The organism is Lentzea sp. NEAU-D7 (genome assembly GCF_026242055.1).
Taxonomy (GTDB): Bacteria; Actinomycetota; Actinomycetes; order Mycobacteriales; family Pseudonocardiaceae; genus Lentzea.
Genome location: NZ_JAPJDL010000008.1, coordinates 1 through 23723, shown reverse-complemented (window position 1 = coordinate 23723; position 23723 = coordinate 1). Strand labels below are relative to the sequence as shown.

Annotated in this window: 13 protein-coding genes and 1 pseudogene; 5 read left to right on the top strand and 9 right to left on the bottom strand. The window is 69.9% G+C overall.

Going from position 1 to position 23723, the window contains the following annotated elements; translation table 11 throughout:
* Nucleotides 1-149 precede the first annotated feature (149 nt).
* The 6 genes from ORI60_RS17580 to ORI60_RS17555 all read right to left on the bottom strand — a co-directional run bounded on the left by ORI60_RS17580 (nucleotide 150) and on the right by ORI60_RS17555 (nucleotide 13175).
* Complete coding sequence (locus ORI60_RS17580) at nucleotides 150-1403, bottom strand: cytochrome P450 (RefSeq protein ID WP_266038480.1); 1254 nt, start codon at nucleotides 1401-1403, stop codon at nucleotides 150-152.
* 62 nt (nucleotides 1404-1465) lie between these two features.
* Nucleotides 1466-3430, bottom strand: coding sequence for an FAD-dependent oxidoreductase (locus ORI60_RS17575; protein ID WP_266038479.1), 1965 nt, complete (start codon nucleotides 3428-3430; stop codon nucleotides 1466-1468).
* Entirely contained in the window at nucleotides 3427-4392 is a 966-nt protein-coding gene (locus tag ORI60_RS17570; RefSeq protein ID WP_266038478.1) for a thioesterase domain-containing protein, read from the bottom strand. Before ORI60_RS17570 ends, ORI60_RS17575 begins: the two co-directional genes overlap by 4 nt.
* Nucleotides 4393-4417: 25 nt before the next feature.
* Nucleotides 4418-7729 (bottom strand): amino acid adenylation domain-containing protein, encoded by a 3312-nt coding sequence (locus tag ORI60_RS17565; protein WP_266038477.1) that lies wholly within the window; start codon nucleotides 7727-7729, stop codon nucleotides 4418-4420.
* A gap of 5 nt (nucleotides 7730-7734) precedes the next feature.
* Complete coding sequence (locus ORI60_RS17560; RefSeq protein WP_266038475.1) at nucleotides 7735-12228, bottom strand: acyltransferase domain-containing protein; 4494 nt, start codon at nucleotides 12226-12228, stop codon at nucleotides 7735-7737.
* A 251-nt stretch (nucleotides 12229-12479) separates the two neighbouring features.
* Complete coding sequence (locus tag ORI60_RS17555) at nucleotides 12480-13175, bottom strand: IclR family transcriptional regulator (protein ID WP_266038474.1); 696 nt, start codon at nucleotides 13173-13175, stop codon at nucleotides 12480-12482.
* 298 nt (nucleotides 13176-13473) lie between these two features.
* Here ORI60_RS17555 and ORI60_RS17550 point away from each other — a divergent pair, with 298 nt between their 5' ends.
* A complete protein-coding gene (locus tag ORI60_RS17550; RefSeq protein WP_266038473.1) occupies nucleotides 13474-14397 on the top strand; it encodes an ACP S-malonyltransferase in 924 nt (307 codons plus the stop codon).
* A gap of 11 nt (nucleotides 14398-14408) precedes the next feature.
* Here the strand turns inward: ORI60_RS17550 and ORI60_RS17545 are convergent, their stop codons facing one another.
* From ORI60_RS17545 to ORI60_RS17535, 3 genes are all read right to left on the bottom strand, one after another.
* On the bottom strand, nucleotides 14409-15335 hold the full coding sequence (locus ORI60_RS17545) for a LysR family transcriptional regulator (protein ID WP_266038472.1): 927 nt from the start codon (nucleotides 15333-15335) through the stop codon (nucleotides 14409-14411).
* A 398-nt stretch (nucleotides 15336-15733) separates the two neighbouring features.
* Nucleotides 15734-16636, bottom strand: coding sequence for a LysR family transcriptional regulator (locus tag ORI60_RS17540; protein WP_266038471.1), 903 nt, complete (start codon nucleotides 16634-16636; stop codon nucleotides 15734-15736).
* Between the two features lie 466 nt (nucleotides 16637-17102).
* On the bottom strand, nucleotides 17103-17831 hold the full coding sequence (locus ORI60_RS17535) for a helix-turn-helix domain-containing protein (RefSeq protein WP_266038470.1): 729 nt from the start codon (nucleotides 17829-17831) through the stop codon (nucleotides 17103-17105).
* A 424-nt stretch (nucleotides 17832-18255) separates the two neighbouring features.
* Here ORI60_RS17535 and ORI60_RS17530 point away from each other — a divergent pair, with 424 nt between their 5' ends.
* From ORI60_RS17530 to ORI60_RS17515, 4 genes and pseudogenes are all read left to right on the top strand, one after another.
* Entirely contained in the window at nucleotides 18256-19764 is a 1509-nt protein-coding gene (locus ORI60_RS17530) for an HAL/PAL/TAL family ammonia-lyase (RefSeq protein WP_266038469.1), read from the top strand.
* A gap of 71 nt (nucleotides 19765-19835) precedes the next feature.
* Complete coding sequence (locus tag ORI60_RS17525; RefSeq protein ID WP_266038467.1) at nucleotides 19836-22334, top strand: AMP-binding protein; 2499 nt, start codon at nucleotides 19836-19838, stop codon at nucleotides 22332-22334.
* Nucleotides 22322-23338: an aldo/keto reductase gene (locus ORI60_RS17520; protein WP_266038465.1), complete on the top strand. Its 1017-nt coding sequence runs from the start codon at nucleotides 22322-22324 to the stop codon at nucleotides 23336-23338. The genes ORI60_RS17525 and ORI60_RS17520 overlap by 13 nt, the downstream gene beginning before the upstream one ends.
* Nucleotides 23339-23521: 183 nt before the next feature.
* Nucleotides 23522-23723: pseudogene (locus ORI60_RS17515) on the top strand (3-deoxy-7-phosphoheptulonate synthase); the annotation flags it as partial.

Below are 23723 nucleotides of genomic sequence, written 5' to 3'. Positions count from 1 at the left end.
CAGCGGTGTGTCCTCAGTGGACTCGGCACGCAGCTGCACGACCGGGCACGGGAATGCGGCACGCTCGACGGACCCATGTCGTGGGCGTTGGCCGCCGGTCAGGTGCCCGACGAGCGGAACGCCGCACCATTCGTCCGCCACGTGGCGGCTCAGAGCGGGGCCGGGTTGTCGACCCACAGGCGCACGGGGCCGCGGAAGCAGGCGTTCTCGTGGAACCGCACGACTTCGTCGGCCGCGAGCCGGAGATGGGGCAGGCGGGCCGTCAGTTCCTCCAGCATGACCCGCATCTCCAGCCGTGCCAGCGGAGCACCGAAGCAGGCGTGGATACCCCTGCCGAAAGTGAGGTGCTGCTGGGAGTTGGCGCGGCGGACGTCGAACTGGTCCGGGTCGCGGAAACGTGCCGGGTCGTGGTTCGCGGAACCGATGAGGAGCAAGAGCTTGGCGCCCGCCGGGACCTCGACCCCACCGATGTCGACCTGCCTGGTGGTGATCTTGCGCCAGGTGTGCAGGCTCGGGTCGAATCGCAGGCCCTCCTCGACCGCGTTCGAGATCAGCGAGGAATCGGCGCAGATCTCCTCCCATTGTTCCCTGTGTGTGAGCAACCGTTGCAGCGTGCTCGACGACGCGTTGGTCGTGGTCTCGTGGCCGGCGAAGCTCACCGCGTGGATGACGTTGACGATCTCCTCGACCGACAGCGCGGCGGGATCCGCGAGGTGCGAGCGGAGCAGGTCGCTGGTGAAGTCGTCCTTCAGGTCCATCTTGCGCGCGGCGACGAAGTGAGTGCAGTACCGCCAGTACTCGACCATCCTCCCCGCGATCCTGACCTGCTCGTCTGCTGTGGACCGACCCCAGGTGAAGGCCATGCGGTTGAGGGCGAGCGCCTTGAGAGCTTCCCAGTCCGACTCGGGGAAGCCGATCAGGCTGAACACGATCGTGGCGGGCAGCGGTGCCGTCAGCTCCTGCACCAGGTCGAACCGCGACCGGTCGATGACACCGTCGAGCAGTTCGGTGGTGCGGGCGCGGATGACCGGTTCGAGCCCCGCGACCCTGCGGGCGGAGAACGCCTTGACGTTGAACGCACGGATCCTGGTGTGCTTGGGCGGGTCGCAGTTCGAGACGGTCGGGGTAGCGTGGAACCCGGCGTCGAGGACCTCCCTCGCTTCCTCCGCGAGCGGGTAGAAGGGGGTCTGGGTGATCGCACCGGAGAAGCTCTCGTGATCGGTGAGGATCCTCTTGACGTCCTCGTGCCTGGTCACCGGCCACATGTCGAGTCGCGGCTCGTAGAAGACCGGACCCTCCTCGCGCAGAGCGGCGAGCGCCGGGTAAGGGTCCGCGATGTAGTCGGGAGCCAGCGGATCGAATAGGCCCTGCACAGGGCATCGGCCCGTGCTGCTGTTCAGCATCTCATCTCCACGAAGGTGACCAGGTGAAACGGGATCTCGGAGGAACAACTGCCGAGGCGCCCTCACAGTCGCCTGCCGAGCATCTCGGCCTCCCGGATGGACGTGAGCATCGTTCCCGGCGCGTACGCGTCCCCGATGACGTGAACGGGCACTCCGCGCGCCGACAACGGCTCCGAAAGCTCGTCGACCGGCCGGCGGGGAGTCGACCAGGTGAACAGGGCGACGTCCTCGATCTCGGTGAGCTGTCCGGTGAAGACGTTGGCGCAGCGCAGCACGTGGTCCTTGTACAGCAGCGGTTCGGTCGCCAGCTCGATGCGCACACCCGCCTCGTGCAGTCGCCGGTGGACGCCCAGGCGGCTCACGTACGGCACCCCGTCGCCCAGGGACGTCCTGGCCGTCATGACCACCACGTCGCGGTAGCGCCGCGCCAGGAGGTCGGCCACCGCGTAGGTCCCGGCCGAGTGGTCGAAGTCGAACAGCACCGCTGTGCCGTCACCGTTTCCGGCGTCGTCGCGTGCCAGGTAGTCCCGCACGCTGACGCCGTCCTCGCTGTCGGCGCCGAGGGTGGGTGGTCGCATCATGTGCGCTCCCGTGGCGAGGACGACGACGTCGGGACCGGTCGCGAGGACCGCCTCCTCCGTGGCGTGCGCACCCTGCTCGACGCGCACCCCGTTGCGCTCCACCAGCCACCGCTGGTGCTCCAAGACCGCGGTGATGTCGCCTCGACCCGGCAACATCGACTCCACCCCCGCCTTGCCTCCGAGACGTGGTCCGGCCAGCAGGGTCACCCGGTGCCCGTGTTCGGCGGCCGCCGCGGCGGCCTGCAGACCCGCCACACCGGCGCCGACGACGGTGACCTCGCGCCTCTTCGGCGACCGGCGGACCGGGCGAGCCGCTTCGCCGTCGGTGCCGAGATCGGGGTTGACCACACAGGCGATCGTGCGGCCGCTGGTGACCTCGCCCCAGCAGACGTTGCAGTACACGCACGGCCGCACCTCCCGCTCGCGGCCCGCCCGCACCTTGGCCGGGAATCCGGGATCGGCCACCAGGAGGCGTCCCAGACCGACCAGGTCACCGGTCCCGTCCCGGATCACGGCCTCGGCCTGGGCGGCGGAGGTGACCCGCCCGAACGCCAGGACCGGAGGGCTCACCGCCGCGTTGAGATCCCGTTGGATCCCGAGGTACGGGCCGGGCGGGTAGTGCATGTCGGGCACGTGGTCGCCGAAGCTGAGCGAGGAGTTGCCCTGACCGAACGCGAGGTAGTCCGGAGGTGTCTCCCGGCTCACCCGGTTCGCGATGCGGGCCGACTCCTGCGCGGTGATGCCCCCCTCCACCAGTTCGTCGCCCGGCATCTTCAAGCCCAGCACGAAGTCCGTCCCGCACACCGACCGGATCCCGGCGAGGACCTCGCGCAGGAACCTGGTCCGCCCGTCCAGGTCACCGCCGTACTCGTCCTGCCTGGTGTTCGACCACGGCGACAGGAACTGCGTGATCAGATGACCGTGCGCCGCGTGCACCTCGACACCGGAGAACCCCGCGCGTTGCAGGACGCCGGCGGAAGCCACGAACGCCTCGACCATCATCCGGACCTCCGCCGTGGACATCACATGCGGAACCGTCCAGCTGTAGGGGTCCGGCAGGGACGACACCCCGATCGAACTGTCCGACACAGGACCCCGCACCTGCTGCCTGCCCGAGTGCATGAGCTGACCGATCATCCGGCAGTCGTGCTCCTCGACCGCGGCCGCGAGGCGCTCGAAACCCGCGATGTTGGCGGGTTCGTACGCCGCCAGAGTGGTTTGCGCGGGCACCGGGCTCGGGTGGACGAACAACCCCTCGGAGACCACCATCGCCGCACCACCGGCCGCGCGCTCGGCGTAGAAGGTGACCGTGCGGTCGGTCACCAGCCCCTGGCGCGCGTAGTTGTTCATGATGGCCGGGAACACAATCCGGTTCTTCAACCGCGCGCCGCCCACCTCCAGCGGGGAGAACAGGTGCGGATATCGGTCCTGTTCCTCGGAGATCACGCGCGGATGCCTTCGCCCGCGGCTGTGATGATCTCGCGCAGCTCGCGGCCGATCCTGCCGATGTCCGGCTCCGCCCCGTCGAACAGCGCACCACCGTCGGCGTCGACGAAGATGGTGTTGATCTGGTCGCGGTGGATCGACCGCAGTGGTGCGGCGTAGGGCGACAGGGCGTGGATCGCGGTCTCCTGACGGCTGGACTCGCCGACGGCGAGGATCGTGATGCTGCCGTCGAAGCCGCTCGGGGGGTCGTAGGTGAGCATCGCCGAGAGGTTCGCCTTGTAGATGGCCATCCGGTTGCGGAAGACGTCGAGGTCCATTCCGGACAGGAGGTCGTGCTCGTCGACGTAGCGGACGACGTACTCGACCTGTGCCTCTTCGTCGAGCTCGTTCAGCTCGTCCCACGGCAGGTCGATCCGCACGGCCAGCAGGCGTTCGATGATGTAGACGTAGTCCATGATCGCCCGCTGCTGCAACGAGGCGCCGTCGACCGGAAGCTCCTTCCAGGGGCGGTTGAAGTTCGGCATCAGATGCAGGACGAGGCCGGTCCGTTCGCCCTGCTCGTGGAGCTGGCGGGCCGTCTCGTAGGCCGGCAGCCCGCCCATGCAGTTCCCGGCGACGTAGTAGGGGCCCTCCGGCTGGACGCGGCGCATCTGGCGGATGCCGTGCGCCGCCAGCTCCTCGACGGTCCGGTACGGCGGCTGTTCACCTTCCATGCCGGGGGTCTGCAACGCGTACACGCCCCAGGACTCGGGGATGTGCGGCAGGTAGTTGTTCATGTAGCTCACGCTGCCGTCCGTGGCCGGGTAGAGGAACAGGATCGGGCTGCCCTCCCTCAGCACCTTGACGTTCGAGCCCTCCAGGGTGAGCAGCCGGTCGTTCCCGATGTTCCTGTTCTCCAGCAGCCGCAACAGCGCCAGCCGCTTGGTGTCGGACAGCTGCAGGAGCCGGTCGGTCGTGTTCATCGCTTTCTCCTGGTTCACTGGTTCGTCAGTGCGGGCCGTCGAGCAGGCGCGCGACTTCCTCGTCCGACATCGACTCGAGCCGGTCGAGGGCCGCGCTGATGGCGAGGTCGTCCTGTGCGCCGCGGGTCAGACCGTCGTCGATCCGCGCGGCGAGCGCGGCCACCGCGGGGTTCGCGAAGAGGGTCTGCAGCTCCACCCGCACGCCGAAGCGCTCCTCGACCCGGAACAGCGCCCTGGTGGCCAGCAGGGAGTGCCCGCCCAGGTCGAAGAAGCCGTCGTGCCTGCCGACGCCGGTCCGGCCGAGAAGGTCTTCGTAGATCTGTGCGACGACCGCCTCGGTCTCGCCGACCGGCGGTGCGCACGGAGTGCCGGACGGAGCCGGCTCGGGGACGATCGAGGAGAGCGCCTTGCGGTCAACCTTGCCGTTGGGGGTCATCGGAAGCGTCGTGTGCACGACGAAGCGCTGCGGCACCATGTAGGCGGGGAGCACGGGAATGAGCAGCTCACGAAGCTCCTCCGGGATCGCGGTATGGCCGTCGGGCGCTGCCACGTGGGCGACGAGCACACCGTCCGCCGTGAGAGTGACCACGGCGTCGGCAACCGCGGGATGCCGGCGCAGCGCGTGTTCGACCTCGGCGGCCTCGACACGGTGACCACGTACCTTGAGCTGCTGGTCCGTCCTGCCGAGGAAGGTCAGGGTGCCGTCTGCCAGCTCGCGGACCAGGTCACCGGTGCGGTAGACGCGTTCGGGCACCTCCGCCAGGTCGGCGAACCGCTGCCCGGTCTCCTCGGGCCGGTTCAGGTAGCCGTTCGCGACGCCCTCACCCGCGATGCACAGCTCGCCCGGCACTCCTTGCGGTACGAGCAGGCCGCGTCCGTTGACGACGTAGAACCGGGTGTTCTCGATCGGCTCGCCGATGCGGACCGGATCGGTCGCGTCGACCTTCCAGCGGGCGGACCAGATCGTCGTCTCGGTCGGGCCGTAGAGGTTCCAGACCTCCTTGCACCCGCCCAGGAGCCGGTCGGCCAGGTCGCGGCTCAGTGCCTCCCCTCCGCACAGCGCGGTGAGCCGGGAAAGCCCTTTCCAGCCGGAGTCGAACAGCATCCGCCACGTCGAGGGCGTCGCCTGCATGACGGTGGCGCCACTGGTGTCCAGCAAGCGGGCCAGGCGAGCCGGATCCGTCGCCTCCTGCAGGGTGGCGACGACGACCGTCGCACCGGTGACCAGCGGGAGCAGGAGCTCCAGCAGCGAGATGTCGAACGACAGGCTGGTCACGGCGAGGAACACGTCGTCCTGGCGGATTCCCGGTTTCACCGCCATCGCGTGCAGCAGGTTCAGCAGGTTGTCGTGCCTCACCTCGACGCCCTTGGGCCGGCCCGTCGACCCGGACGTGTGCAGCACGTAGGCGGGGCTGCCGGACGCGGGTGGCTCCAGGAGCCCGCCGGGCTTCGTGTCAGGTGACTCGTCGACCGGCAGCGGCTCCACCTGCTCGGGCAGGCTGGCGGCGACGTCCGACGACGTGATCGCCAGGAGCATGCCGGTGTCCTCGACGATCCAGGCCATCCGCTCCGCGGGCAGATCGGTGGCCAGCGGCACGAAGACCGCGCCCGCGCGGACCGCCGCCAGCACCGCCACCACCATCTCGGGACCGCGGTCCAGGAAGATCCCGATGCGCCGCCCGCGGCCTCCCGCAGCATCGATCCGGCAGGCCAACGCCGACACGGCGCGGTCGAGCTCCGCGTAGCTCAGCTCACGGCCGTCGCAGCGGACGGCGACGCGTTCGGCAGCGGCGTCGGCCCATCGAGCCACGAGCCGGTCGACCGTGGTGTCCCGTGCGTGGTCCGACGCGGTGCTGTTGCGCCTGCGGAGGTTTCGGCGCTCCAGCTCCGTCATCAGGGAGACGTCGCCGATCGGGAGATCCGGTGAGCCGAGCAGTGACGCGGCGAGGTGCTGCCAGCGGCGAGCCATGGCCTCGACCGTCGACCGCTCGAACAGGGCGGTGTCGTAGTAGAAGCTGCCCAGCAGTCCCCGTTCGTCGACACCGGGGTGGAAGTGCAGTTCGAGGTCGAACTGGACGCTGCCGGTGTCGAACGGGCGCAGCTCGGCCGTCGCACCGGGAAGCCGCAGCGGGTGGAACGCGTCCTGGAACGCGAAGAACGCCTGGAACAGCGGACTGCGGCTGAGGTCCCGGCTTCCCGCCACCTCGCCCACGAGCGTCTCGTACGAGTAGTTCTGGTGGTCCCAGGCGTCCGCGCACACGGCGGCGGTCCTGCGCACCAGCTCGCGGAAACTCAGCTCGGGCGACAGGCCGACGCGCAACACCAGGGTGCTCACGAAGCATCCGGCGGTCCGCTCGAACGCGGGCTCCAGCCGGTTGGCGAACGGCGTGCCGATCGAGATGTCGTCGCGCTCGGTGGAGTGCCACAGCAGCACCAGGTAGACGGCGAGCAGCGTGGCGAACCGCGTCGCCGCTTCCTCCTGGCCGAACTCCGTCAGCCCGGCGACCAGCTCCGGCCTCAGGACGAAGTCGACCCGCGCGCCGGCGTGGCCGCGCCGGGCGGGGCGCGGGTGGTCCAGTGGCAGTTCCAGCGGAGTGCTGCCCGACAACGCACCCACCCAGTGGTCCAGGTTCGCGGCGGCGGCAGGGCTGGCGGCGTGCGTGCGTTCCCACTCGGCGTAGTCGGTGTAGTCCAGGCCCACGACCGCGGCCGGGTCGTCCTCGCCGCAGAGGATCTCGGCGATCTCCCGCACGACGAGCCCGGTCGTCCACCCGTCGGCGACCAGGTGGTGCAGGGTCAGCCCCCACACGTGTTCCCGCTCCCCGGTTCGCACGAGCATCGAACGCATCAACGGCCCACGAGACAGGTCGAACGGCGCGATCAGAGCGTCTCGCAGTGCCCGGTCGACCTCCTCGCGGGTGGCGCCGGGGAGGTCGGCGGTCCTGAGCACCGGCGTCGACTCCGGCTCGATGAACTGGACCGGCACTCCCCCGATCTCCTCGAAGGTCGCCCGCAGACCGGGGTGGCGGCGCCAGACCGTCTCCAGTGCCGAGGCGAGCGCCGCCGCGTCGACCGGCCCCTCGATCCGGTAGGTGACGGTGAACGTGTACGCCACTCCCGTCGGGTCGAGCTTGGTGAGGAACCAGATGCGGTCCTGCACACCGGTCAGCCGGCAGGCGGAGCGCCCGCCGAGCACGTCCAAGAGCTCGGACTTGTGCTCCTTCACCGCATCCTGCCCGGCAGGATCGAGGATTCCCGGGGCCGCCCGCAGTCGCAGCCGGTCCCCCGCCGGCGTGAGCTGCACGCCCCTGCCGACGAGTTCCACCAACGAGGTCATCGCGTTCACAGCTCCATCCGGTCCATCGATCCCACGACCGCCGCGGCGCCGGGCGCCGCCTCGCCGGTGCCCGTCGAGGTCTGCACCTCGGCCGCGAGTGCGGAGATCCCGTCCGCCTGCAGCACCCGTGAGACCGGGAGGGACACGGCCAGGTCCCGCAGCACCAGGTTGCGCAGTTCCATCGCCATCAGGGAGGTCATGCCCAGCTTGCTGAGCTGGACGTCCCGCTGGACGTCGTCCTGCCGCAGGCGCAGCACCCAGGCCACGCGGTTCGCCAGCCGTTCCTCGAAGTCCGCGCCGTCGTCGGCGCCCGCGGCCTCGTGCCGGACGACTTCTCCCTGCTCGGTGGACGAGCCGTCATCGACCGCGATCGTCCGCCGAGCGCCGGGGACGCGGTCGTGCCAGTACCGTTCACGCTGCCAGGGATAGGTGGGCAGCGGGACCGTGCGGCCGGCCGGCTGCACCCGATCCCAGTCGATCTCGTGCCCCGCCGTGTACAGCGCCGCCACGGCCTCCAGCAGGCCCGTCCGCTCGCCCCGCTTCCTGTGCGCCCTGGCGATCGTCGTGGCCGTCGCGCCGACGGAGTGCAGTGTCGAGTCGATCGCCGGACCGAGCACGGAGTGCGGGCCGATCTCCAGGAACACCTGGTGTCCCTGCTCGGCGAGCAGAGCGACGGCCGGTCCGAGCATCACCGGCTCACGCAGGTTCCGCAGCCAGTACGACGTGCCCAGTTCCTCACCGGCGCGCATCGCACCGGTGACGCTGGAGCAGAACGGCACCGCGGTCGGGGCCGGCCAGATTCCGCGCAGCCCGGCGCGGAGCTCGCCGAGCAGCGGCTCCACCTGGCTGCTGTGCCCGGCCACGTCGACGACCATGCGCCGTGCGAACACGTTCGCGCGCTCGAGCTCGCCGAGCACCTCTTCGACCGCCTCGGGACTGCCGGCCAGCAGCGTCGAGGACGGACTGTTGCTCGCCGCGATCTCGATCCGGCCGTCCCACCGGCCGACGAGCTCCCGCGCCTCCTGGAGGCCGAGCTCGACCACCGCCATCGCTCCCCGCCCGCGGATCGACGCCAAGAGCGCGCTGCGGCGGCACATCACCAGTGCGGCGTCGTCGAGGGACAGCGCGCCGGCGACGTGTGCCGCGGCGATCTCTCCCATGCTCTGCCCCACGACCGCGTCCGGTTCGACACCCCACGACCTCCACAGGGCTGCCAGCGCGACCTCCATCGCGAACAGGGCGGGCTGCACTTCCTCGATCAGCGGAATGTCGGTTTCGCGGTTCTCCCGCCGCAGGAACTCGAGGACGGAGAACCCGCTGATCCGCCGGATGGCCGCATCGCAGTCTTCGAGTGCGTCCCGGAACACCGGCTCCGTCGCGGCGAGCTCCTGTCCCATGCCCTGCCACGCGGCACCGTGTCCGGGGAAGACGAACACGACGGACGGCTTCTTCCACGTCGGCGCCGGCCGCCGTTCCGCGGCTGCTTCGAGAGCGTCGGCCAGTTCGGCGCGCGAAGCACCCACGACGGCCAGTCGTCGCGCGTGCGGAGAGCGGCGGGCGGCCGTGTAGCCGATGTCCCCCAGGTCCGCGTTGGTCCGCACGACCGCGGCGAGCTCGGTGGCGGCCTGGGCGAGCGCGGCAGGAGTGTGCGCGGACAGGGGTACGACCACCGGCTCCTGTTCCTGCTCGTCCGGTGCGTGCGGGAGCACCCCCGGCTCTCGGCCGGTCCGCGAGTGCACGCGTGACCAGTTCACGTCCTGCCCCTGGCAGTAGAGACGGCCGAGGGAGTCGAGCAGTACCGGGCGGCTCGGCTCACCGCGCCGGGCGGATGGCAGCACGTGGCCCTCGCACCCCGCCTCCGCCAGACACTGGGACACGTTGTGCACGAGGAGCGGATGCGGGTTCACGTCGATGAACTCGCGGTGCCCCTCCGCGAGGAGCAGTCGCACGACCTCCGCGAAGAGGACTGGCTCACGCAGGTTGTCGCACCAGTACTCGGCGTCCAGTTCGTCGCCGGTCAGCAACTCGCCGACGACCGTCGAGTAGAAAGGAATCGCACCGAGGTGGGGACGCACGCCGCTCAGCGCCGAGCGCAGCTCGGGCAGCAGCGGATCCATCTGGGGCGAGTGCGACGCGTAGTCCACCTGGATCGGCCGCAGGGTGATCCCCGACCGCGCGAGCTCGGACGAGAGGTTCTGCACGGCGTCCGCCGCTCCGGAGATCACCGTCGCGGCGGGACCGCTGCTGACGGCGACGGAGATCTCGTCCGCGCGACTCGCGATCAGCCGGCGAACCCGCTCGGCCGGAAGCTCGACCACGGCCATCGCGCCCGAGCCGGACGCGGCGCCGTGCACGATCTCGCTGCGGACGCAGACGATCCGGACCGCGTCGTCCAGGCTCAGGCACCCCGCGACTTGAGCTGCCGCGATCTCGCCCATGCTCTGCCCCACGACGGCGGCGGGACGCACTCCCCAGGAGCGCCACAGATCGGCGAGGGCGACCTGCACGGCGAAGATCGCCGGTTGCACCAGCCGCAGGTCTTCCAGCCAGGCCGGGTCATCGGCGAGCAGGACGTCCACGACGGACACGTCGAGGTAGGACCGCATCGCGCGGTCGCAGCGCCGCAAGGAGGCCAGGAAGGCGGGCTCGGGCAACAGGTCCCTGCCCATGCCGAGCCACTGCGAGCCCTGACCGGCGAACAGGAACACCGGGTTCCCGCGTTCTGCCGGCACGGCGCCGGTCACCGTGCCGGGCAGCGGACGGCCGTCGAGGTGCGCGGTGAGCCGCCTCGCCAGGTCGGCGTGGTCCTCCGCGGTGATCGCCAGCCGCCGCCTCTCCCCGGCTCCCCCGGCCAGGGCAGTGGACACCAGCGCCGACATCCTCGCGCCGGGTCGTCCGCACGCCTCGAGCAGCTCTGCCGCCGCGGTGCGGAGCCCGTCCTCGTCACGGGCCGACAGCGGCACCAGGTGCGCCCCGCCCGTGCCTGCTCCCTGCAGGACCACGTGGCAGTTGGTTCCGCCGAACCCGAAGGCGCTCACCCCCGCGAGCCCGGGGCGGTCCTGCCGCGGCCACGGCGTGCGCTGCGCAGCGACCCGCAACCGCAGGCCGTCGAAGTCGATGTGCGGGTTCGGGGTCTCGAAGTGCAGGCTCGCCGGGATCGACCGGTTGCCCAGCGCCAAGACGGTCTTGATGAAGCCCGCCATTCCCGCGGCCGCTTCGAGGTGACCGATGTTGGTCTTCGCCGAGCCGAGCACCAGGGGACGGTCGGCCGGACGTCCCGCTCCGAGCACCGCGCCCAGCGCTCCCGCCTCGATCGGGTCGCCGAGCATCGTCCCGGTGCCGTGCGCCTCCACGTAGTCGACCTCCGCGGGGTCGATCCCGGCGTTGGCGTAGGCGGCTCGCAGGACCTCCACCTGTGCGGCCGGGCTGGGTGCGGTCATGCCGTTGCTGAAACCGTCGTTGTTGATCGCACTGCCGCGGATGACGCAGTGGACCGGATTGCCGTCGGCCAGCGCGCGGGACAGCGGTTTGAGCACCACCACACCGCCGCCCTCGCCCCGCACGTACCCGTTCGCCCTGCTGTCGAACGCCTTGCACCGCCCGTCCGGGGCCATCGCACCGAACCGGTCCATCGCCACCATGCTGTCCAGCGCGAGGATCAGGTTGACCCCGCCGGCCAGTGCGAGGGACGACTCGCCGAGCAGGAGGCTCTGCCGCGCCTGGTGGATGGCGACCAACGCGGACGAACACGCGGTGTTCAGCGTGATGGCCGGCCCACGCAGCCCGAGGAGGTAGGAGACCCTCGCGGGGATGATGCTGAGGTCCTGACCCGTCGCGGTGTGCTGCGTGACCCCGGCGAAGTCCCCCGCCGCCAGCTGGGCGTAGTCGTGCCACATGGCGCCGAAGAAGACGCCGGTCCGGGTGTCCCGGAGGCTGTGCGGCGCTATGCCCGCGTCGTCGAGCGCCTCCCACGACAGTTCCATCGCCAGCCGCTGCTGCGGGTCCATCTCGGTCGCCTCGCGCGGTGAGACGCCGAAGAACTGCGGATCGAAACCGTCGACCTGGTCCAGAAAACCACCGCGCCAGCCACCGGCCTCGACCTGTGCCGACTCGGCGTCCCAACGCCGCGACGGCACGCGGGTGACGGCGTCCACCCCGTTCGACAGCAGCGACCAGTACGCGGCGGGGTCAGCGGCTCCCGGGAAGCGGCAGGACATGCCGACAACGGCGATGGGGTCGTCCGGGAGGGCACCGCGCGTGACCGGAGCCGGGACCGGGTGCGGCTCCTCGGACCGCGCGGAGGCGCACACCGCCCTGGCGAGTGACCTGGTGGTCGGGTTCTCCCACATCATCGTGGGCGGAAGCGGCCTGCCCAGCTCGGCCCCGAGGTCGGCCAGCAGGCGGACCATGCGCACCGATTCGAGGAGGTACCTGTTCACCCGCTCGTCCACGTCGACGAAATGAGCAGGGGTGCCGGTGAGTTCCGAGATGCGTTTCACGAGCCACTTTTCGACGGCAGTGGCGGAGAATTCCAAGTCGGACGACATCACTTGCTTCCTCGGCTCTCGATTAGTCGCAGACGCTTTCCCACGTGATCCACTGTGGAAGTGGATCACGATCTGGTCAAGACGCCGTCCCGATCACCGGAACGCGGACAGTTCCGCGGAAATTACGTCGCCGAACAGCCCTGACAAACATCGACAGAAATCAAGAATGCTTTCGCGCGAGAGGTCGTCCACCACCCGCGGCATCACGTCGCAACGGACCGGAGTTGTGAGTCCCGCATGCCCAGAGCGGCGTGGTGTGCGACCCGCTTGAGCTCAGGAGCCACTGCTCGCACGTCCACCCTGGCGGAAGGACCGACCACCGTGATCACGACCGGCGGCGCGGTTGCGGAGTCCCGCAGAGCGACCGCCAAGCTCGTCACGCCGGACCGCCACTCGTTGACGTCCACGGCGATACCACTGGCCTGCGCCGACACCAGTTGCCGTGAGAGCCTGCCCCCGTCCGCGTGCGCCAGGAGCAGCCTGCCCGCAGCCGTGCAGTGCAGGGGCAGCGTGTCGCCGAGGAGGGTCGCGAACCCCGCGGTACGGCTGCCGCACACCCGCTTGACGACACGGGCGACGGACCCGTCGCGCACGACCAGCAGAACCGGGTGCTTGACCGTTTCGTGGAGATCGGTCAGATGAGGGAGAACACGGTCGTAGAGCCCAGGTTCGACGTCAGCGCCGGAATACGCCAACCTCGCGACCTTGACCGTCAGCTCGTAACGCCCGGCAGCTGTCCTGACGAAGCCTTCGTCGCACAGGATGCCCAGCATCCGGTGCGTCGTCGACTTCGGCAGACCTGCCTTCCGCGCGAGCTCGGCGACGCCGACCTCACCTCGGCAGAGGTTGAAGGCCTCCAGAACGGCGAGCACCTTCGCCGCGGCGGTCCTGCCCGTCACGATGTTCCTATCCGGTCGCGGAGCATCGCCCCCGGTCGGTGAACCCGTGCGAGATGTGCTGATCGACAACACCGCCACCACTCCTCACGACCTCCTCGACGCACCCTGCGGAGGAGAGATGACTGACGCTATGGAATAGCGGTCACGGCGAACCTGCGGAACTCCGCAATCACCGCAGGTGACTCCGCAGGTACCTGTGCAACAGGCCACCACGCTGTTCCGCGGGGCGGAATGGCGGCTTGTTCCTCATCGGCGCCACGGAGATATTTCGAGCACAGCACACCGATGAGGGAGTTCTGTGAACCAGCACACCGACAACCCGGTTTTCCTGTTCGCCGGCCACGGCGGTTATCTTCCGGGTGGCCTGCACGAGTTCACGGACGACTTCGCGGGACTCCCTACCGTACTGGAGCGGATCAACGCGGCGTCCACGGCCGTAGGCGGACCCGAGGTGGCCGAGCTGCTCACCGACCGCACGGCTCCGACGCTCCGGAGCCTGGTCGAAGACAACCCCTGCAGACTTCACCTGGCGATCTTCGCGACCGAAATCTGCCTGTACGACTTCTACACCCGTTGCTGCGGCCTGTCGCCCGCCGTCCTGGTCGGCCACAGCCTCGGCGAGTTCGCCGCTCTCGTGGCCTCCGGATGTCTTCCACTCGAGGACGCGGTCCGGCTGATCATCGCGCGGGACGAGGCACTGCGCGGGGCAGGCCTGCCGACGGGCGGCATGCTCGCCCTGCGCACCGGCAGGCACCACGCCGCCGAGCTGCTCACCAGACTCGCCGATCAGCGGGTCGCACTCGCCGTCGACAACGGCACCGAGCAGGTCGTCGTCTCCGGGCCGGCGGAGTCACTGCGGCGCTTGACGCGCCTCGCCGCCGCGGCGGGTGTCGAGACGACGCACCTGCACGTGTCCTACCCCTTCCACAACGCGCTCCTCGACGAGGCGGCGGCCCGGTTCTCCTTCGCGGTGGACGCGGTCACCTGTGCGGCACCGGGCATCCCGGTCCACTCCCCCGTGCTGGGCCGACGGATCGTGCGCCCGGAGGACGTCCGCGAAGTGCTGACGTGCCATCTCGTGCGTCCGGTCGGGTTCCTGGAGACCCTGCTGGCGCTCGGCACAGAGGGGCACCGCACCTACCTCGAATGCAGCGCCAGATCAGTGCTGATGAAACTCGTGCGAGCTGCCGGCGGGCGTGCGCCCGTGAGCGTCTCGGCCTGAGCGATCCCCAGCTAGCCGGCCACCCGCGTGTCGTCGGATTGCCGCTGCTGCCGAACGCCGGAATTGAAGGCCTTCAGCACGTTGGCCATCAACGGCGAACGCTGCGACTCGTGCCAGGCAAGGGCGACGCTCACGGTCAACGCGTCGTCGAGGCACCTGATGGCGATGCCCGGCAACGGGATCGAACGGGCCGACTCCGGCACGACACCGATCCCGAGACCGGCCGCGACCAGAGCGAGGAGTGTCGGCATGTTCGACACCACGTGCTTGCGCTTCGGGCTGAAGCCGGCGTTCAGGCACATCTTCAGCACCGCCTTGGCGATGCCCGCCTCCGGCTTCACCTCGGTGATGAAAGCCTCGTCGCGGAGCTCCCCGAAGCTCAGCGAACTCCGCTCCGTGAGCGGGTGGCCGGCCGGTAGGACGACGACCAGCCGCTCGTCGAAGACGGGCAGCAGTTCCACGTCGTCACAGTGCACCGGCGGGTGCACGACCCCGAGGTCGAGAGTCTCCTCCCGGAGCATGACGCACTGCTCCTCGGTGGACAGGTCTGAGTGCACTTCGAACTCGAGAGCGGGCAGCTTCTCGCGGATCGTCTGGACGAGGAAAGGCATGTGCGCCAAGGCGGCCGATCCCGTGAGCGCGATCCGGAGGAGCCCCGACTGGCCTTCTCCGAGCAGCCGGACACCGTCGATCCCGGCGTCGATCCGGTTCAACGTGTTCAAGGCCTCGTCGAGGAAGAACTTTCCCGCCTCGGTGAGCTCCACCCTTCGCGTCGACCGCGCCAGAAGGCACACACCGAGCTCGTCCTCCAGCTGCCGAATCGCGTGCGACAGGGCCGGCTGGGCCATGTTCAGCATTTCGGCGGCCTGACCGAAATGGCGTGTTTCAGCAACTGCGGTGAAGTACCTGAGGTGCCTGATTTCAACCCTGTTACTCATGAAGAACCTCAATCATCCGGCCACGAGACCGGCTCGTTGACCTCGGCCCTCACGACCGCAACAACAGAGCGCATCCGAAGTGGCTGACCGCTGGCGCCACTGTGGTGCGCGCTGCTGCACGCCATCACGTTCGGTTGTCGACCAGCAACAGTATGTCCACTCCTGGCGGCCGCTGCAACCGCACAAAATGTTAGCGCTATCATTCACCTGCCGATTTGCGGAGTCCCAGTTCCAAGGCCTGAACAGGACCACTGCACCCGGTGGACTTCACCACTCCGCTGTCCCGGAATACGGCGACGCGGGCCACGAAAGAAATCTCTCGCAGCCAAACACACAGGCCGCAACGAATTGGAGACGGCTTCGCACCGTCGGCGTGCGGCCCGCCGCCGCGCCCGGAGCTACGCCTTCGGCAGAAGGCCCTCGAACGCCTCCAGCACGCCGGCCATCACCGGCGACCGCTTCGACTTGAGCCACGCCAGGGCCACGGGTACCACCGGCGATCCACTGAGCGGACGGCAGACGATGCCGGGGACGGGAACCGACCGGGCGGCGTCCGGCACCACGCCGACGCCGAGACCGGAGGCGACCAGCGCGAGGAGGCTCGGCATGTTCGACACCATGTGCTTCTTCTTCAGACTGAACCCGGCGTTCAGGCACATCTTCATCACCGCGTTGGCGATGCCGGACTCCGGCTTCACCCCGGTGACGAAGGACTCGTCCTGCAGGTCGGCTATGTCGAGCGACTGCTTCTCCGCGAGGGGATGGCCGACGGGGAGGACGACGACGAGGGGCTCCTCGCAGATCGGGATCAGCTCCACGTCCTCGTCCCCGTCGTGAACCGGCGGGTGCACGACCCCGAGGTCGAGGGTCTCCTCCCGGAGCTTGACCCACTGCTCCTCGGTGGAAAGGTCGGAGTGGACCTCGAACTCGAGACCGGGCAGCTTCTTCCGGATCGACTGGATCAGGAACGGCATGTGCGCGAAGGTGGCCGAGCAGGTGAGCCCGATGCGCACCAGGCCGGCCTGGCCCTCGCCGAGCAGTCTGGCGCCGTTGATCCCGGCGTCGACGCGGTTCAGCGTGTACAGCGCCTCGTCGAGGAAGAACCTGCCCGCGTCGGTGAGCACCACCCGCCGCGTGGTGCGGGTCAGCAGGCTGACGCCGAGCTCTTCCTCCAACTGCCTGATGGCATGCGACAGCGCGGGCTGGGCGATGTTGAGGCGTTTCGCGGCCTGACCGAAGTGGCACGTTTCGGCTACTGCGGCAAAATAACGCAGGTGCCGGAGCTCCACCCTGTTGCCCACGGTATCCACCATTCACCTTGCAGCGCCGGGCCAGCCGAAGCGAAAAACCTCACTGCCGTAACACTCGGCTATCCGGCTGCGACTCTATGTCAACGGACAAGGAGATCGCAACCGTCTACAAAGTGAACGTTCTTGACCTACCAGTCTCACGCGTCGGGATCAGCCCGGCTCGCCCGAAAATTCACCCGCACGGGGGATCAGGAGTGAGAACACAACGATCACGCAGGCGTCGGAGCGCTATTTCTACGAGCACTTACCGATCGGGATGATCTGCTCCAGCGGGTCCACACCGAACAGCAGAGGCGGCGCGCCTCGAGTCGCTGCGCCGGAAGTCCGTGCGCGGGCAATCGGAGTTCGATGACCGACTGGGCCGCCAGGGATGACGGATCCCGTCTACCTCCTGGCCGAGCACCTCACCGGAAACATCGGCGCGGTGCTGCACGACCTCGGCTGAACCCGCCCGGCGTCAGCTGGCCAGACCGGCGCACAACGGCTCGTACAAGCGTCCCACGTGCGCCAAGGCGGTCTGGACCTCCGGCCGCGTGACGAACGCCTGCGGCCCGCTGACCGACACCGCGGCGAACAGGGGACCGTCCGCGACGACCGGCACGGCACAGGTGCGCAGCCCCCGATGGGTGACTCCGTCGTCGTGGGCGACCCGGGAGGCGGCGCGTCCAGGGGAGGTCCGGTGCGCCTTCAGCGTCAGCACCGCCTTTCCGGCGGCGGTCTCCAGCGCGGACCAGGACCGGTCGAAGTCGATCGGGCGGGACAGCAGGCCGGCACCGGGTGGCTCGAACTGCTCCACGCAGCGGACCTCGTTGTCCTCCACGACCATCAGCTGGACGAGCAGGTGCGTCAGCTCGTACAGGCGCAGCATGCCCTTCAGCGCGTGCCGCCGCAGCAGGTCGTGGTCATGGGTCGTCAGGCCTGCCGTGAGCCGCAGGTCGCCCAGCTCGTACCCGTTGGGCGTCCGCCGGACGGCCTGCTCCGCCTCCAGGGTGCGCAGCAGCCGGTGCGTGGTCGTCTTGGCGAGCTGCAGGTCCCGTGCGATGTCGGCCAGGGCACAGACCCCGCCCCTCTCCCCCAGGTAGCGGATGATCAGCACCGCCTTCTCGACGGCGCCCTGGGTCTTCTCCACGGAACACGTCCCGTCCACCAGCGCCGTGCTCACCGAGGAAACGCGCGCAGACGTCATCTCCACCTCCGATGACCGGGATTCTGAAAAAGAATCATTGAACGCGGCGGAGCGTAACCAGGCGATTCCGCTCGGATCAACACGCGATCGTCATTTATCGATGAGCCGAATCGACTGATAAGCCAGCCACCAGGACCCGCTGTGACGTCACCGGCCCGCACTCGGCCGGACTCCCCCAGGCCTGCCTGTACCGCCTCTGCTCGCCCGGGGCACCCGCGCACCTGTCGCATGTGGACTCGTGGCCGTCGGATCGCGCGGAAGGCGGAAACCCGGACACCGCAGGCGTTCCAGACACCGGAACGGGTCACTGAGGGACTGTTCCGGTGAGCGGAATGTCGTCGGAAGACACCCGTTCGTTTCTTAGGGTCCTGGTGCACAAGCGACGCGTGCCGATCCATAACCACACAGCAAGGCGGAGGGGTTCATGACTCAGGCGGCGGAGAAGACAACTCTGAACACCGGCACGGTGCTCACCACGGACATGCTCGAAGCGTCGGCACGCCCCCTCGCCATCGCCCGGGACGACGACTTCGACCGGCGCGTGCGCCGCGGGTTCCAGTTCGTGCAGGAAACGCTGTCGGGCACCAAGGAGGTCTACGGGGCGACGACCGGGTTCGGCCCGCTGGTCACCTACGACGGGAGCGAGGACCAGGCCGCGCAGAGCGACAACGCCTTGCAGCACCTCACCGCCGGGCAGGGGCGTGAGCTGCCGCCCGAGGTCGTGCGCGCGACGATGCTCGTGCGCACCTGGTCGCTGGCGCGCGGCGTCTCCGGCATCTCGCCGACGGCGCTCGACGCGCTCTGCGCCGCCCTCGGGACCGACTTCACCCCCGTCGTCCCCGGCCTGGGCTCGGTGGGAGCGAGCGGCGACCTCATTCCCCTGGCCCACATCGCGCAGGCCTTGCGCGGCAACGGCCACGCGCTGGCGGGAGGCACGAGGATGAGTGCCGCCGACGCGCTGGCCGTGGCGGGCCTGCGTCCGCTGACCCTCACCGGCAGGGACGGTCTGTCCATGGTCAACGGCACCTCGGTCACCAGCGCCGCGGCCGGCCTCGCCGTGGCGTCGCTGCGGCGGTCCCACCGGATCGGCGTGCTGCTCACCGCGGCGCTGGCCGACCTGCTGGGCGCCGAGCCCGCCTTCCTGGTGCCCCAGCTGCTCGACGCGTACGGCCACCCCGAGGCCGCGACCGTCGGTGCCGCACTGCGAGCGCATCTGAAGGGTACGAGGCCCACCGGCGACCGGCCCCTCCAGGAGCCCTACAGCATCCGGTGCGTGCCACACCTCATGGGGGCGGCGCTGTCGACTCTCACCTGGGCGGCGGACGTGGTGGACCGCGACCTCAACGGTGTCAGCGACAACCCCCTGTTCTTCCCGGACGACGACGTGGTGGCCCACGGCGGCAACTTCTTCGGCCAGCCCGTCGCGTTCGCGGGGGACCTGCTCTCGATGACCGCCACGCAGATGGGCAACCTCGCCGAACGCCAGCTCGACCTGCTGGTCGACCCCGTGCGCAGCAGCGGACTTCCCCCGATGCTCACGACCCGGCCGGGCCGGCAGCACGGCGTCCAAGGCGTGCAGCTCGCCACCACGGCGATCGTCGCGGCTATGCGCCGGGCGTGCGTGCCCGCCAGCGTCCAGAGCCTTCCGACGAACCTGCACAACCAGGACATCGTGCCCTTCGGCACTCAGGCGGCCCTCACCGCGCTGGACCAAGCGCAGAACCTGCGGATCCTGCACGGCAGTCTCGCGGTCGGTCTTCGCCAGGCCGCGCACCTGCGTCCCCACGGTGCCCGCGCGCACGAGTGCGCGGAACTCGTGGACGCGCTGGCCCAGGAGATCCCGCCGATCGACGAGGACCGCGGGCTGGACGTGGACGTCCGCACCGCGGCGGACGTGCTCGACCGGTTCGTCACCGAACGGGTCACCGCCTGAGACGCGACCGGAGTGTCCGAAGTGGACCATTACGCGGCGCCCGAGAGCGCACGACCCGAACGGAGTGGACGATGAACACCACCGCGGTGGCACGGACACCGACGCCGTCCGCGGGCGAGAAGCAGGGACTCACCTTCCCCGCCCTGTTCGCCGCCGCGGCCTCCGCGAGCCCCTCTTCGGTCGCCGTGACCGATGGTGACCGTTCGTGGACGTGGGCGCGGTGGGAGTCCGACGCGGCCGCCGTCGCGAAAGGACTCCAGGACCGCGGTGTGAAGCCCGGCGACCTCGTCGCGGCACAACTGCCCAACAGCTGGGAGTTCCTCACCCTGCACGTCGCCCTCGCTCAGCTGGGTGCCGTCCTGATGCCCCTGCACCTGGCCCTGGGCCACGCCGAGGTCGACGCGCTGCTCGGTCTCGCCCGGCCGGTGGTGGTCGTCGACCGGGAGGAATGGGCGCGGATCCGTGCCGAGGGAGAGGGCGGTGCACCACGTCCCGTCGCGGTCACGCCGTCCATGCCGTTCGTGGCCCTGCCGTCGTCGGGCACCACCTCGACCCGGCCGAAGATCTGCCTGCACAGCCACGACGGCCTGCTCTCCAACGCCTCCGCGCTGGCCTCGACCAGTCCCCTGCACGACGGCGACGTCGTGGTCAGCGCGAGCCCGTTCTCCCACCTGTTCGGCCTGCACTCGGTCCACCTCAGCCTGCTGGGCGGTGCGGTGGTCGCCCTGCTACCCGGCTGGGACGCCGACGACTTCCTGGCGCTGGCGGACGAAGTCTCGGTCACCGTCCTCTGCGCCGTGCCGGCGCAACTGCACGACGTCCTCTCCCGGCTCGGCGGACGGTCGCTGCCCGCGCTGCGCACCGTCCGGACCTCCGGTGCACCCGTGCCGGCTCGCCTGGTCGAGGACCTCCGTGCGGCGGTGAACGCCCCCGTGCTGGTGACCTGGGGCATGTCGGAGATCGGCGCCGGCACCTCGACGCGGCCGGACGACCCCGACGAGGCCGCCTCGTCCACCGTGGGCCACCCCCTCCCCGGTGCCGAGGTCCGTGTGCGGAGCGGCGAGCTGCAGTTCCGCAGCGCCACGACGTTCCTCGGCTACCTGGCCGATCCGGACCTGACCCGGGCGTGCTTCACCGGCGACGGCTGGCTGCGCACCGGCGACCTCGCCCGGATCCGCGACGACGGACGGGTCGAGCACCTGGGCAGGGAGGGCGACCTGATCAACGTCGGCGGCCGCAAGGTGGTCGCCCGCGAGATCGAGGACCTCCTGGCGCACCTCGGACGCGTCGCGGTCGTGGGCGTGCCCGACGACCGGCTCGGCGAATACCCGTGTCTTGTCACCGATGACCCGCGCCTCACGCTCGACGACGCCGTGACGACCCTGGGGCAAGCCGGTGTGGCGGACTACAAGCTGCCGCTGGAGCTGGTCACCGTCGACGCGATGCCGTTGACGCCCTCCGGCAAGATCCGCCGCGGCAGGCTCGCGGAGCTGATCACCTCCCGCACCGCCGCTCGGGGACAGCGCACGACCACCGCGGATCTGCTCCGCGTCGTGCGCGAGTGCGCGTCACGCCTCCTCGGCAACGCGGCGCTCATCGACCCGGACAAGACGTTCCGCGATTACGGCCTCGACTCGGCGTCGTCCGTGCGGTTCCGCAACGAACTCGCCGCCGCGACCGGCCTGTCCCTGTCCAGCAGCGTCGTGTTCGACCACCCGACCCCGGCCGCGTTGACACGGCACCTCACCGCCGCCGCCCCGTGCACACCGCCCGCCGGGTTCGAGCAGCTCTACCGCCTGCTCTGCCGGAAGGACCCCCGCGCCGCCGCCGACATGATCCGTGCCGCGTCGGTGTCGCGACCGGTGTTCACGGCGAGCGATCCGGTTGCGGGACAGGTGGTTCCGCTCGCGAGCGGGCCTGGTCCCGTTGCGTTGGTCTGCTTCTCGTCGATGCTTCCCATGACCACGCCGACGAAGTTCACCGAGTTCGCCAGGGCCTTCGACGACGTCGCGGACGTGCACGGCGTCGCCCACCCCGGTTTCGCGGAAGGGCAGCCGGTGCCCGCCGACGCGGACGCCCTGGTGGCCGCGCACCTCGCCGCACTCACCCCCGTCGTGGGGAACAGGCCCTACCTGCTGTGCGGCTACTCGTCCGGCGGCTGGATCGCACACCTGCTCGCGGAACGGCTCGCGAACGACTCGACAGCCGGCTTGCGCGGTGTGGTGCTCCTGGACTCGTCGTGGCCGTCGCCGGACTTCATCCGCGACAAGGCCTCCACGGCCCTCGCCGGCTCGGTGGAACGCGAGGAGGCGCTCGGCATCGACGAGGTCGGCCTGACCCGGCTCACCGCCACGGGCGCGTACCTGCGCCTGCTCGACAGCTGGACGCCCTCCCCGCTCGCCACGCCGGTGCTGCACGTGGGGGCCGAGACCGACGGCGCAACCTGGCAGCTACCCCACGAGCCGGCCATGGCGTCCGGCGACCACCTGACCATGCTGCCCGCGGCCGGCCACGTCGTGGCGGCGTGGCTGGGCCGGTTTCCGGGAGGTGACGCGTCGTGCGATCGGTGAGGATGGGGAAGAGCGGTCTCACCGTGTCCGGGATCGTGCTGGGCTGCATGGGTTTCGGAGATCCTGGCGGTGGCACCCACCGGTGGGCGGTGGGGATCGACGACGCGCGTCCGTTGTTCCGGCACGCCGTCGAGTCCGGCATCACGACGTTCGACACGGCGAACGTGTACTCGCACGGCGCCAGCGAGGAGATCGTCGGGAAGCTGGTGCGCGAGTTCCTCCGGCGCGACGACGTGGTCATCGCGACCAAGGTGTTCGGCAACATGACCCAGGGCCCCAAGGGCGGCGGCCTGTCCCGCACCGCGATCCTGACCCAGGTCGACGAGAGCCTGCGCCGTCTCGGCACCGACTACGTCGACCTCTACCAGGTGCACCGGTTCGACCCGGACGTCACCGTCGAGGAGACGATGTCCGCCCTCCACGACGTGGTGCGCGCCGGCAAGGTCCGCTACCTCGGCGCCTGCTCCATGTCCGCGTGGCAGTTCGCCGAGCTGCAGCACGCGGCGGACCTGCACGGCTGGACCAGGTTCGTGTCGATGCAGAACCAGTACAACCTCCTGCAGCGTGAGGAGGAGAGGGAGGTGCTGCCCTTCTGCCGTTACCAGGGGGTCGGCGTCATCCCGTGGAGCCCGCTCGCCCGGGGACGGCTCACGCGGTCCTCCGACACCGAGACCACGCGCAGCCGTGTCGACGAGTCGGCCCGCCGCCTCTACGACGCGACGGCGACGGCCGACAAGGCGATCATCGACGCCGTCGCCGCGATCGCGGAGTCCCGCGGGGTCACCCGCGCGCAGGTGGCCCTGGCGTGGGTGGCGCAGCAGCCCGGCATCACCGCCCCGATCCTGGGAGCGACCAGGCCGCACCACCTCACTGACGCCGTGGCTGCCCTCGACCTCCAGCTGAGCTCCGCGGAACAGAACCAGCTCGTCGAGCACTACACGCCCCGCCTCGCCACGGGCGTCAGCCGGTCGCGCACGGGAGCGGCACCGGCGACATCGGCCTGAGGCCGTCACCGCGGCACGTCTCAGACAAGTCGTTGCTCCGGAGGTTGCGCGGGCCGAAGACAGCTGGGTGCCGCGGATCGACGACGACCTCCGAACGTTCATAGTCCACTTTGTACAGTCCACAGTGTTCAACTCTGCGGAACGACCTGCCACACAACCGATCCGCTGACGTAGCCTCAGTCTGTGAACTGGACCGTGGACGTGCCGGTGGACGCGTTGCCAGAACTTCCATCGCTGCCTCTGCCACTTCGGCTGAAGCTGGACGACGCACTGTCGCGCCCGGCCGCCCAGCAGCCCGAATGGCCCGACGCCGAACAGGTGCGTCGCGTGCGGACCGTGCTCGAGAGCGTGCCGCCGATCACCGTGCCCGCCGAGATCGACCGGC

What these genes read in the sequence shown, in the direction of transcription:
- ORI60_RS17545 (WP_266038472.1), bottom strand. Translation starts at nt 15,335, where the DNA reads ATGAGTAACAGGGTTGAAATCAGGCACCTCAGGTACTTCACCGCAGTT.
- ORI60_RS17530 (WP_266038469.1), top strand. Translation starts at nt 18,256, where the DNA reads ATGACTCAGGCGGCGGAGAAGACAACTCTGAACACCGGCACGGTGCTC.
- ORI60_RS17570 (WP_266038478.1), bottom strand. Translation starts at nt 4,392, where the DNA reads ATGAACACGACCGACCGGCTCCTGCAGCTGTCCGACACCAAGCGGCTG.
- ORI60_RS17565 (WP_266038477.1), bottom strand. Translation starts at nt 7,729, where the DNA reads ATGACCTCGTTGGTGGAACTCGTCGGCAGGGGCGTGCAGCTCACGCCG.
- ORI60_RS17535 (WP_266038470.1), bottom strand. Translation starts at nt 17,831, where the DNA reads ATGACGTCTGCGCGCGTTTCCTCGGTGAGCACGGCGCTGGTGGACGGG.
- ORI60_RS17525 (WP_266038467.1), top strand. Translation starts at nt 19,836, where the DNA reads ATGAACACCACCGCGGTGGCACGGACACCGACGCCGTCCGCGGGCGAG.
- ORI60_RS17580 (WP_266038480.1), bottom strand. Translation starts at nt 1,403, where the DNA reads ATGCTGAACAGCAGCACGGGCCGATGCCCTGTGCAGGGCCTATTCGAT.